General features: G+C 71.7%; 10 protein-coding genes. 4 read left to right on the top strand and 6 right to left on the bottom strand.

Annotated features, from left to right (window positions below; genetic code table 11):
* Positions 1–186 precede the first annotated feature (186 nt).
* The 3 genes from K6I34_RS04575 to K6I34_RS04565 form a co-directional block, all read right to left on the bottom strand.
* Positions 187–1,743 carry a PH domain-containing protein gene (locus K6I34_RS04575; RefSeq protein WP_229322761.1) on the bottom strand — a complete coding sequence of 519 codons (1,557 nt, stop codon included), beginning with the start codon at positions 1,741–1,743 and terminating at the stop codon, positions 187–189.
* Positions 1,740–2,231 (bottom strand): PH domain-containing protein, encoded by a 492-nt coding sequence (locus tag K6I34_RS04570; protein WP_229322760.1) that lies wholly within the window; start codon positions 2,229–2,231, stop codon positions 1,740–1,742. The genes K6I34_RS04575 and K6I34_RS04570 overlap by 4 nt, the downstream gene beginning before the upstream one ends.
* A 73-nt stretch (positions 2,232–2,304) precedes the next feature.
* Positions 2,305–2,856, bottom strand: coding sequence for a hypothetical protein (locus K6I34_RS04565; protein WP_229322759.1), 552 nt, complete (start codon positions 2,854–2,856; stop codon positions 2,305–2,307).
* 169 nt (positions 2,857–3,025) lie between these two features.
* On the opposite strand from K6I34_RS04565, the gene K6I34_RS38540 reads away from it, so the two are divergent.
* Both K6I34_RS38540 and K6I34_RS04555 read left to right on the top strand, forming a co-directional pair.
* The gene (locus K6I34_RS38540) at positions 3,026–4,276 is read left to right on the top strand and encodes a sensor histidine kinase (RefSeq protein WP_229322758.1); all 1,251 of its coding nucleotides are present in this window, start codon (positions 3,026–3,028) and stop codon (positions 4,274–4,276) included.
* On the top strand, positions 4,273–4,902 hold the full coding sequence (locus tag K6I34_RS04555) for a response regulator transcription factor (RefSeq protein ID WP_308293959.1): 630 nt from the start codon (positions 4,273–4,275) through the stop codon (positions 4,900–4,902). Before K6I34_RS38540 ends, K6I34_RS04555 begins: the two co-directional genes overlap by 4 nt.
* 94 nt (positions 4,903–4,996) lie before the next feature.
* Here K6I34_RS04555 and K6I34_RS04550 read toward each other — a convergent pair whose 3' ends face one another.
* Both K6I34_RS04550 and K6I34_RS04545 read right to left on the bottom strand, forming a co-directional pair.
* Entirely contained in the window at positions 4,997–7,888 is a 2,892-nt protein-coding gene (locus tag K6I34_RS04550) for a LuxR family transcriptional regulator (RefSeq protein WP_229322757.1), read from the bottom strand.
* A gap of 88 nt (positions 7,889–7,976) precedes the next feature.
* On the bottom strand, positions 7,977–8,741 hold the full coding sequence (locus K6I34_RS04545) for a thioesterase II family protein (protein ID WP_229322756.1): 765 nt from the start codon (positions 8,739–8,741) through the stop codon (positions 7,977–7,979).
* Positions 8,742–9,005: 264 nt separating this feature from the next.
* Between K6I34_RS04545 and K6I34_RS04540 the strand changes: the two genes are divergently transcribed.
* The gene (locus K6I34_RS04540; protein ID WP_229322755.1) at positions 9,006–9,791 is read left to right on the top strand and encodes a carbon-nitrogen hydrolase family protein; all 786 of its coding nucleotides are present in this window, start codon (positions 9,006–9,008) and stop codon (positions 9,789–9,791) included.
* Between the two features lie 51 nt (positions 9,792–9,842).
* Here the strand turns inward: K6I34_RS04540 and K6I34_RS04535 are convergent, their stop codons facing one another.
* Entirely contained in the window at positions 9,843–10,322 is a 480-nt protein-coding gene (locus K6I34_RS04535) for an Rrf2 family transcriptional regulator (protein ID WP_229322754.1), read from the bottom strand.
* 169 nt (positions 10,323–10,491) lie between these two features.
* Here K6I34_RS04535 and K6I34_RS04530 point away from each other — a divergent pair.
* Positions 10,492–11,053 (top strand): FAD/NAD(P)-binding protein (locus K6I34_RS04530; protein ID WP_229322753.1); only part of this gene is annotated, 562 nt, incomplete at its 3' end.

Here is an 11,053-nt window from a genome sequence, read left to right as displayed (position 1 = left end):
TTTTCCTATGGGCCTTATTCACGGAACGGCTTCCAGGGCAATGCGTAATTCACCAGGGTGCCCGAGGAAGCCGATAGGGGCAAGGAGTTGGCCGGGGCCGGGGGTAAAAAATTTAGAGGTGGAGGGGCGGCCTTTCGGTCCGCCCCTCCACCTCCCGGGGGATTCGCCAGTTGGTCTTCGGGTCGGTCAGCCGCGTGCGGCGGACCGGGGTGCCCGTTCCAGGAACGGGAGGAGGAGCTGGGGCACGGCCTGCTCCGCGAGGGCGATTCCCTGGGCGTCGGTCACGTCGTGGACCTTGTAGACGCCCTCCCCGGCGGCCGTGGTGGCGCCGAGGGTGAACAGTCCGGCCCGCCGCTGGAAGGGCGTCCGCGTGATCTTCCAGCCGATGATCCCCTCCTGCCGCAGGGCGACCGTGCGGTGCGCGAACGTCCCCGAGCTGGTGAGGAGGTAGCGGCCGCGCATCCCGTGCCCGAGGGTGCGGTAGGCGTCGACCGCGAAGGCGAGCAGGACGAGCAGCAGGACGACTCCGCCGATCAGCCCGGCCCGTACGAGGCCGGGGCCGAGCCACAGGCCGAGGCCGACCGGCACCGCGGTGATCAGCACCGTCCACATCAGTGCCCGGTTGACGCGCCGCCGCAGGGCGGCCCTGGGGTGCCGCGTCAGCCCGGCCCGCAGGACGAGCGAGCGGTCCGTGCCGAGCACCTCGGCGGCCACCCGGCGGGCCTCCGCGCGGGGCACCGGCGGGGTGAGCATACGGCGCTTGCGGTTGTCGTCCAGGCTGCCGAGGCCGCTGGCGACGGCGTTGAGCTTGGCCGCCCTGGCCCAGCGCAGCGGGATCGGCTCGACCAGCTCGACACCGCGCATGCGCCGTTCCTCGATGCTGACCGAGCGCGTGACCAGCAGGCCGCGGCGGACCCGGAACATCCCGCCTTCCTCGCGGGTCAGCCGGTAGCCCGACCAGCTCTCGACGAAGGTGGCGGTGGACCCGGCGATCCCGAGGACCACCAGGACCACGAGGGACGCCAGGATGCCGTACCACAGCGGGACCGAACCGAAGCGGTGCTCCAGGTCCTTGACGAACCCCCACTTCAGCGGGTCGACCTTCAGCTCGTGCAGCGTGCGGTAGACGCTGGCGCCGGCGATGAGGACACCGCCGACACCCCATACGCTCAGCGGGCCGTAGCGCAGCCAGGACCAGTCGAGTTCGCTGATCGGGCCGTCGTCCTCGACCGGGACGGCGTAGCCGCGCCGGGCGTCGCGCGCCTCGATGAGGCGGCGGCGCAGCTCGACGGCGTCCGCCTTGCTGATGCCGTCGAGGGCCAGCCGGTGGCTCGCGGAGGCGCTCTGCTCGCCGGTGGCGATGCTGAGCGTCGTGAGCCCGAAGAGCCGGTGCACCGGGTTGGCGGTCAGGTCGACGCTGCGGATGCGCTCGACCGGGATCGAGCGCCTGCTGCGGAAGAGCAGTCCCGAGTGCAGTTCGACGGAGTGCTCGGTGACCCGGTAGCGGGTGGTGAACAGCCGCATCAGGCCGATGCCGCTGACGACCAGGAAGGTGATGAACAGTGAGCCGAGGGTGATCAGGGCCTGCAGGCCGGCGTCCCCGGTGATCGCCAGGTCGGCCAGGAACATCACGACCGGCGCGACCAGGATGGCGAGGTTGACCAGGATCAGCCGGGAGTTGAGCCGGCCCCACTCGGGCCGCGCGGCGTGCTCCGCCGTCCCGGCGACGGTCTCGCGGCTCACGTCGCGTCCTCCGGGGTGGCCTGGGTGAACCGGGTCAGGTGGGCCACCAGGTCGTCGGCCATGGCGTGGTCGATGCCCTTGATCTTCACCGCTCCGGAGGCGGACGCGGTGGTCACGGTGACCCCGGAGAGCTTGAAGATCTGCTGGAGCGGGCCGCGCAGGGTGTCCACGGTCTGCACGCGGGACAGCGGGACCACCCGCCACTGCTGCCACAGCCAGCCGGAGGCCGCGTAGACCGCCTCGTCGGTGACCTCCCAGCGGTGCACCCGGTAGCGCCAGGACGGCATCACGAGCATGTAGAGCAGGCCGGGCACCAGGGAGGCCAGCGTCAGCCACATGAAGATCTGGCGGGTGGGCGGTATGGAGGCCCACAGGATGCCGAAGGTGAGCGGAAGCGGCACGGCGAACAGCGCTGCCTGCAGCCGCCACCAGTTGACCGCGCGGCTCTCCACCCGGTGCCGGGGCGGCCGGAGCCTCACATCTTCCATGCGTTCCACTGCTGCTTCACCCAAGTTCTTCGTTCAAGGCACGTTGCCGGGCTGATGGGACCTCTCCATCTGATCAGACGTTCTGCCGTCCCGGCGTGACCGCCCGCGCGGCTTCGGCGGCACGCACCCGGCGCATCTTGGTCAGCAGTACGGCGGTGCGGGTCAGGACCATGGCCAGCGACATGAAGACGAACGCGTTGGAGTAGGTGTCCCGTCCACTGATCTTGTAGTCGATGGAGAAACGGATGAGATCGGCGGTGAACCAGTGCTCGGCCCCGTAGGCGAAGATGACACGCCCGCTGGAGAGCACGACCCACACCAGCGCGTAACCGATCCCGCCGTAGGTGTAGATGTCACCGGACTCATGACGATAGGCAGGCAACAACGTACCCGCAATGAGGCCTGCGATCACACCCACCCCGATGCCCACGAGCTGCAGCGAGACGTCGTTCCCCTGCGTGGGGAACGCGCGGACGAAGATGGCGATGATGACGGCCACGGCGATCACCGAGCGCACCATGCGCGCGGTGGTGATGCGCTTACGGCCGATGTCGGTGGCCAGAATAATGATCAGGATCGTGCCACTCGCTATGAGTGCGGTGACGAACTGACTCAAGTGGCTCATGTGCGCTGTCTCCCGCCCGTACAGGGCCCTTGGCTGCGGATCGCCAGGTCGCCGGCGTCCTGGTGTCCACGCTAGGCGCGGGGCCCCCACCGCCGTGACCACTGTCCGGTGGGTTCCGGCTGTCCACCGTCCGGTGGACACGGTGGACACACGTGGTAGGACTAGTGGCGTGCGCACTCACTTCCAGCGAGGCGTGCCACAGGCTCAGCGCGACGTGCCCCAGACCGGCGCGTATTACGGACCCGAGTCCGGAACCCGCTGGTTCGGTCTGTGGGACGGCTTCTTCGCGGCCTCCTATTTCGTCACGGCGACACTGCTGTTCATCTCCGGCGCCCACGCGCTCGCCATCGGCGCGCTGACGCTGATGGTGCCCTGGTACGCGGGGTTCGGCCGGCCGCTGATGGTCAGCGACACCCGGGACCGGCGGAACATGGTCTTCGCCGGTGTCCTGCTGGTGCTGTTCGCCGTCACCACCGCGTTCAGCCTCTCCGGGGCCTTCGCGATGTTCGCCGTCGTACCGATGCTCATCATGAGCGTGCCGATGCCCCGGGCCATCGCCATGGTCGTCGCGGCCAATCTGTGGTGCGTGGCGGTGGTGTGGTTCCGCGGCGAGAGCCTGGGGCTGAGCGTCCTGCAGGTGCTGCCCATCGCCCTGCTCAGCATCGCGCTGTCCACGCTGCTCGGGATGTGGATCAAGCGGGTCGTGGCGCAGAGCGAGGAGCGCGGCCAGCTCATCGAGGACCTCCAGCGCAGCCGCGAGCGGGTGGCGCGGCTCTCCCACGAGGCCGGTATCGCCGCCGAGCGCGAGCGGCTGGCGCGGGAGATCCACGACACCATCGCCCAGGGCCTGACCAGCATCATCAGCCTGGTGCAGACCGTCGAGGCGGAGCTGACCGACTCCCCCGACCTGGCCCGCACCCATCTGTCGCTGGCCGGCCGGGTGGCCAAGGAGTCGCTGGCCGAGGCACGGGACTTCGTCACCGCCCTCACCCCGCCCGCCCTGCGCGGCAGCTCCCGGGTGCAGGCCGTGCAGCGGCAGACGGACGGCCTGGTCGCCGAGGCGGGCCTGGACGCGCGCTGCACGGTCGAGGGCACCGAGCGGCCGCTGCCGATGGCCGTGAGCGTCGTCCTGCTGCGCTCGGTCCAGGAGGCCATCGCCAACGTGCGCAAGCACGCCACCCGCGCCCGCACGGTCGAGGTGCTGGTGGCCTACGAGGAGGACACTGTCCGCGTCGTCGTCCGCGACGACGGGCAGGGTTTCACCCCGGACGACCGCCAGGAGGGCTACGGGCTGCGCGGCATGCAGGCCCGGGCCGCGGAGATCGACGGATCGGCGACCGTCAGCAGCGCGCCCGGACAGGGCACCACGATCGAAGTGACCGTCCCGCTGGGCACGGTCGGCCAGGAGGGCACGCAGTGAGCGAGACGGAGCCGGTGAAGGTCCTGCTGGCCGACGACCACCCGGTGGTGCGCGAGGGCCTCAGCGCCATGCTGGAGTCCGCCGGCGGCATCGCCGTCGTCGGCCAGGCGGGCTCCGGCGAGGAGGCCATCGTCCAGGCCGAGGCCCTGCGGCCCGACATCGTCCTGCTCGACCTGCGCATGGGCGGCATGGACGGCGTCGCCGCCACCGGCCACATCCTGCGCCGCTGCCCCGGCACCAAGGTCGTCATCGTCACCACCTACGAGGACGACGCCGACATCCTGCGCGCCGTCGAGGCGGGCGCGGCGGGCTATCTCCTCAAGGGCAGTTCCCGCCAGGAGCTCATCGACGCCGTGCACACCGCCGCCCGCGGCGAGACGGTCCTCACCCCGTCCCTCGCGGGCAAGCTCTTCCGCGCCCGGGTCGTGGAGCCCTCGCCCCTCTCCGGCCGCGAACGCGAAGTGCTCGGCCTCGTCAGCCAGGGCCTCACCAACGCCGAGATCGGCTCCCGGCTCTTCATCAGCGAGGCCACCGTCAAGACCCACCTCCTGCGCTCCTTCAAGAAGCTGGGGGTCTCCGACCGCACGGCGGCGGTCATGACGGCACTGGACCGGGGGCTGTTGTAAGCCTGTTGCTGTAAGCCTGTTGCCGCGATCCGGACACGGCGGCCCGGCTCCCCCACCGCAGGGAGAGCCGGGCCGCCGTGTGTATGCCGTACCGTCAGGAAGCCCCGGTCAGGCTGCTGTCGGCGAGCTTCGCCGGAAGGTCGCGCCTCCGCTTGACCTTCAGCTTCCGGTAGATCCGCGTCAGGTGCTGCTCCACCGTGCTCACGGTGACGAACAGCTTGGACGCGATCTCCCGGTTGGTGTTCCCGTGCGCGGCCAGCAGCGCGACCCGTGCCTCCGCCTCGGTGAGCGCCTCGACCTCGCGCTGCGCCGGGTCACCGTCACCGGTCTGCCCGTCCGCGGCGACGACGTCGAAGCCGTCGCCGTGGCCGGGTATCAGCTGGCGGCACAGCGGCTCCGCCCCGCACGCCTTGGCGACGTGCCAGGCCTTGCGGACCAGCACCCGGGCCCGGTTGAAGTCGCCGAGCGCGCGGTAGCCCATGCCCAGTTCGCCCAGCGCGCTCGCGAGCTGGAGCCGGTCGCCGCCGTCCTCCAGGATCTCGACGGCCTCCTTGAGCCGGGGCAGTCGGCGCTTGAGGTCGTCCCCGCGGGCGAGGATCAGCAGCAGCGCGCCGCGCACCCGGCGGTTGCCGGGGCTGCGCCGCAACTGCTCCTCGGCGAGGCCGTGGGCCCGCGCGGTCTCGTCCAGGGCCAGCCACGCCTCCGCCGCGTCCAGCCGCCACGGCACCAGCTGGGGGGTGTCCACCCGCCAGGCGGACATCAGCTCGCCGCAGGTCATGAAGTCGCCGAGGGCGGCGTGGAAGCGGCCGGTGGCCAGGTGGCAGCGGCCCCTGGCGCGCAGGTAGTGCAGGCCGGGCAGGGTGTGGAAGAGCCCGTCGGGGACCGGCTGTTCCAGGAGCGCCATGGCCTCCTCGTGCCGGCCCATGCCGGTCTCGGCCTGGATCAGGGTGGCCAGCGGCAGCCCGATGGCCACGCCCCAGCCCGCCGGGGAGATCCGGGCGATCGCGGTCCGCGCCTGGTGCGCGGCCACCGGCAGGTCGCCCTGGCGCAGCGCGATCTCCGCGCGCACGGCGGACAGCAGCGCCTGCCAGGAGGGCACCCGGCGGGTAGCGCACTCGCCCAGCAGCCGTTCGCACCAGGACTGGGCGAGGTCGAGCCGGTCGGCGTAGACGAGGGCCAGCAGGGCGAAGGCCAGCGGCTGCAGGGTGCTGTCGGAGAGGTGGTAGCGCTGCAGGACGCGCTCGGCCTCGACGACCGCCTGGTGCGTCTGGCCTTCGGTCAGCGCGGTGTTCAGGGTGGCCGCGGACTGCGCGTGCGCGTCGCCCGCCAGGTCGCGGGGGCCGGTGGCGGCCGCCGTGGCGGCGCCGACGGTGGGGATGCGGGCCCGCAGCGGTGGGCTGAGCGTGGTCAGCCAGTGGGCGGTCGCGGCCAGGCCCGAGCCGAGCACGGCGTCGCCGCCGCCCGTCCCGTCCAGGCCGCCCGAGAGGCCGAGGACGCCCGGTACCAGCAGTCCGGCGCCCGGCATGCCCATCGCGCCCAGCGCGACCGGGGCACCCGCCGCGCCGGCCACCCGGGCGACGACCTCCGCGGCCCGCTCCAGCCGGCCGGACCAGGCCAGGTACGAGGCGGCCAGCGCCATGTCGCGCGGGGCGACGCGGCCGGCCTCCAGCTCGGTGACGAGCCGGGGAAGATACGTTTCGGCAATCGCGGGTCCCAGCCGCCAGGCGATGCTGACCAGCCGGATCTGCAGGGCCGCGCGCTCCTGGGCGTCCCCGCAGGCCGCGTGGGCGAGCTCCAGGCAGCGCAGCGCGAACTCCAGGTCCTCCTCGACCAGCGCGTACTCGGCGGCCTCGCGCAGCACCGGCACCGCCCAGTGCTCGGGCTCCTGCCGGGCGGCGACCAGGTGCCGGGCGGTGTCGAGCGCGGCGGCGCCGTCGCCGTACCGCAGCTCGGCGGCCCGCCGGTGCAGCACGGCGAGGGCGGGGGCGGGGATGGCGTCGAGCACGGCGGCACGCGCGGCGGGGCCGCGGAAGGCGCCGCCCTCCAGCACCGCGCACTGGTGCAGGTCCTGCAGGCCCTGCTCGACGACGGCGACGGTGAGCCCGAGCAACTCGCCGACCAGCACGGGGCAGCCGGCGTCACCGAGGACGGCGACCCCCTGGGCGATGGCCAGCACATCGGGGGTGCCGCGGTGCAGGCAGCCGAGCAGGGCCTGGGCGTACGCCTCGCCGGGTACGGGCCGCTGCAGGGACTCGCCGTGCTCGCCACCGGCCCGCCAGTCCTCCAGCAGGGCGCGCAGCAGCAGCGGGTTGCCGCCGGTGAGGCGGTGGCACTCGGGTGCCAGCCGGTCGGCGACGGCGCTGGAAACGTGCTCGGTCAGCACGTGGGAGACGCCCGGCTCGGTGAGCATGTGCAGCCGCAGGCGGCCGCAGTTGGGCTGGCGCAGCAGCTCCACGTGGAACGTCAGCTGTTCCTGGCGCAGCCGGGTGGACTCGGTGAGCACCACGAGCACTCTGGACTGCCGTACGCGGCGGGCCAGGTGGAGCAGGAACTGCAGGGAGTGCGCGTCGCCCCAGTGGACGTCGTCGACCGTGACGACCAGGGTGCGTTCCTCGGCCAGCCGCAGCAGCACGGAGGAGACGCGGGACATCACGCGCAGGCGGGCCGCCGCGTCGGTCTCGTCGCCGTCCACCCCGTCCAGCAGGGCGGTCACCTCGGCGCGGGCCGCGGGTGGCATGGCAGCGTTGTCGAAGACCTTCTTCAGCAGGCCGAAGGGCAGTTCGCGCTCCGACCGGGAGCCGGTGGTCTCCAGGAGCAGTGCGTCGCGGGCGAGTGCCTGCACCGCGAACCTGTCGAGCAGGTCGGTCTTCCCGCAGGCGACCGGGCCGCTGATGAGCGCCAGCCGCCCCCTGCCCTGCTCCGCGCTGCCCAGCATGTCGGCCAGCTCGGTGAGGTGGGTGTCACGTTCGGATGTTTTGACAGGCAATGGAAGTCCGTCCCCCGGAAATCCGGCCCGCGGCCCGGCAGTCGGCCGGGCCGCGCGCATTATTCAGTGACGCGGATCCGTGGTCCGGTCAGTGCCGCTGTGAGCCGACCGCGGAGGTCTTCGCGGAGACGATCTCAATGATCTTCGCCGAATGGTTGGCCAAGAAGAAGTGACCACCGGGGAACACCTGGATGTCGAATTCACCCTCGGTGTGCGCGCGCCAGGCCTCGGCCTCCTCCAGGCTGGTCCTGGGGTCGCGGTCGCCGGTGAACACGGTGATCGGGGCGCGCACGGCGGCCCCGGGCTCGGACCGGTAGGTCTCGATGGCCGTGTAGTCGCTGCGGATCGCGGGCAGCACCATCCGCAGGATCTCCTCGTCGCCGAGGACGCGGGCGTCGGTGCCGCTCAGGAGCTGCATCTCGCGCACGATGCCGTCGTCGTCACGGCGGTGCACGTTCTCCTCGCGGTAGCGGGAGGGCGCCCGGCGGCCGGAGGCGAACAGGGCGACCGGTCCGGCCCCCTCGCGCTCCAGGCGCAGTGCCACCTCGTAGGCGAGGATGGCGCCCATGCTGTGCCCGAAGAACGCGGTGGGCACGTCGAGCCAGGGCTTCAGCTCGGCGGCGATGGCGTCCGCGTAGTCGGGAATGTTCTCGATGCCCGGCTCCTGCCGGCGTTCCTGGCGTCCGGGGTACTGCAGACACAGGACGTCGACGGCCGGGGAAAGCGCCTGGGACATCGGGAAATAAAAGGAAGCGGAGCCTCCTGCGTGCGGCAGACACACCAGCCGCACGCTGCTTTCCGGGGAGGGATGGAACCGGCGCACCCAGGCGCTATTCTCTCGCAGTTCAGCCATGTGCCGAAATTTCTTTCCCTCAAGTTCCGTATGGCAGGAGCAACTGCCATGCGTTTGCCGGGATATACCAGGAACATCAGTGTCCCAGGCAGATTTCATGTCTATCACGATGGCCGAAGCAGGGGGTACCCCTATGTTTCGGCCACGCCCCCTCAAGAACCGGGCCACGACCGCCCTCGCACGCCCCGGACGTGCGGGTTATCGTGAGGAACCCATACGCCACCCATACGCCGAAGGCGTCAGACTTCCGGAAGGACGTCCCCCGTGAGGATCGCTTGCCAGCAGGCGGCGTGCGGCACCACCGGCCTGGCCCACTCGCTGGACCAGTTGCGCCGGGCGGCACGACAGGCGGCCGAGGCGGGTGCCGAGCTGCTCGTCGCTCCCGAGATGTCCATCGGCGGTTATCCCCTGCTCCCGGCCAACCTGGCGGAGGCGTCCGGTCCGGTCGACGGCCCGCAGTGCGCCGAGGTCTCCGCCATCGCCCGTGAGTTCTCGATCGCCCTGGTGCACGGCTGGCCGGAGACCGACGGCGACCGGCTCCACAACTCCGCCCGGCTGGTCTCCCCGGAGGGCGACACCCTCGCCGTCTACCGCAAGGCCCATCTGTACGGGCGGGGCGAACGCGCCATGTTCGTCCCCGGCGAGCAGGGGGTGGTGCAGGCGTCGTACCGGGGCCTGACCCTGGGCCTGCTGGTCTGCTACGACGTCGAGTTCCCGGAGGCCGTGCGGGCGCACGGGGTGGCGGGCACCGATGTGCTGCTGGTGCCCACCGGACTGATGCGCCCCTGGGAGTTCGTGGCCCGCACCCTGGTGCCGACGCGTGCCTTCGAGAGCCAGCTGTACCTCGCGTACGCCAACTGGAGCGGCAGCCACGGCGGCATCGGCTTCTGCGGGCACACCACGTTCGCGGCGCCGGACGGCACCACGCGGGCGCTGCCCGGGGAGGGCGAGGGGCTGCTGATCGCCGACGTCGACCCGGCGGTGCTCAGGCGCGCCCGCGCCGCGACCACGTACCTGAACGACCGGCGCCCGGAGCTCTACTCCTCATGACGCTCCGCTGACGCCGTTCCGGTGATTCCCTGACGCGCCTCCCGTGGCGCGTCAGCCGACGGCCGCGGGCCCGGAGGGGTAGCGGACGTCGTCGGCGTACTCCTGGGCCCGGCCGCGGACGAGCGGCGGCAACTGGCCCTGGGCGAGATCCGCGAGGGTCACGCATTCCAGCACCTGCCTCAGGCTCACGCGCACGGCCCGCCAGACGTCGGGCAGGGCCGCGGCCGCGCCCGGGTAGTTGAGCCCGCTGAGCTGCAGGTCGCGTACGTTCGCGAGCGGACCGTCGACCGCGCGGATCACATCGGCGAGGGTGATCTCCGCCGCGGGGCGGGCCAGGAAATATCCGCCGTCGGGACCCCTGACACTGTGCAGCAGGCGGTGCTGACGCAGTTCCCGCAGAATGGACAGCAGGAAGCGCAGGGGGATGTCCTGCGCTTCGGCGAGGTGCTCCGCCTTGGTCGGCACGGCTTCGGTGCGGGCCAGTTCCGCCATGGCCCGCACCGCGTAATCCGTTCTGGCCGAAATGCGCATGGAACGAAACCTCTCATGACTTCGCGCCCCGATGGCGCCAACTGCCCCTCTGCGCCCGGTTGATCCCCTCGTGATTCACATCACGTGCGTGGAACGGGCACATACCCCTGAGGAACCATTTTCATATAGTCCATCGAGTTGGTGGAGAATACGTCCGCTGGAGGTAGCAGTGCCCGAGCAGGTGCACGAGGACCAGCACACTGTCGCGGTGGTCGGCGCCGGCCCCGCCGGTACGCTCGTCGCCATCCATCTGTGCGAGACCGCCGCACGGCGTCGTACGCCCTTAAGGATTCTTCTGATCGACCCGGTGCAGCAGGCCGGGCCCGGCACCGCGTTCGCGACCCAGGACGACCGGCACCGGCTGAACGTCACGGCCGACAAGATGAGTTGCCATCCGGACGACGCGTCCCACTTCCTGCGCTGGCTCACCCGGCACGGGGACGCCAAGGCGACCGGCGCCGACTTCGCCGCCCGCGGGACGTACGGGGCGTACCTCTCCGACACCCTGGCCGACGCCGCCGCCCTCGCCCGTACCGTCACGCTGCGGCACCTTCACAGCCGGGTGACGGACTGCGCCTGGCACGGGACCCGGGCGGACCTCCGGCTGGCCGACGGCTCGGTCGTCCGGGCCGACAGCGTCGTCCTGGCCACCGGCCCCCAGGCGGGGTCGAGTTCCTGGGCGCCGGAGGAACTGCGCGCCTCGGAACGGTTCGTTCCGGATCCCGGGGCGC

It is taken from the genome of Streptomyces sp. UNOC14_S4 (genome assembly GCF_020740835.1).
In the GTDB taxonomy this organism is placed as follows: domain Bacteria; phylum Actinomycetota; class Actinomycetes; order Streptomycetales; family Streptomycetaceae; genus Streptomyces.
The sequence above is the reverse complement of the archived record's forward strand: the minus strand, read 5'-3'. Positions and strand labels throughout refer to the sequence as shown.

What these genes read in the sequence shown, in the direction of transcription:
- K6I34_RS04570 (WP_229322760.1), bottom strand. Translation starts at nt 2,231, where the DNA reads ATGGAAGATGTGAGGCTCCGGCCGCCCCGGCACCGGGTGGAGAGCCGC.
- K6I34_RS04565 (WP_229322759.1), bottom strand. Translation starts at nt 2,856, where the DNA reads ATGAGCCACTTGAGTCAGTTCGTCACCGCACTCATAGCGAGTGGCACG.
- K6I34_RS04545 (WP_229322756.1), bottom strand. Translation starts at nt 8,741, where the DNA reads ATGGCTGAACTGCGAGAGAATAGCGCCTGGGTGCGCCGGTTCCATCCC.
- K6I34_RS04535 (WP_229322754.1), bottom strand. Translation starts at nt 10,322, where the DNA reads ATGCGCATTTCGGCCAGAACGGATTACGCGGTGCGGGCCATGGCGGAA.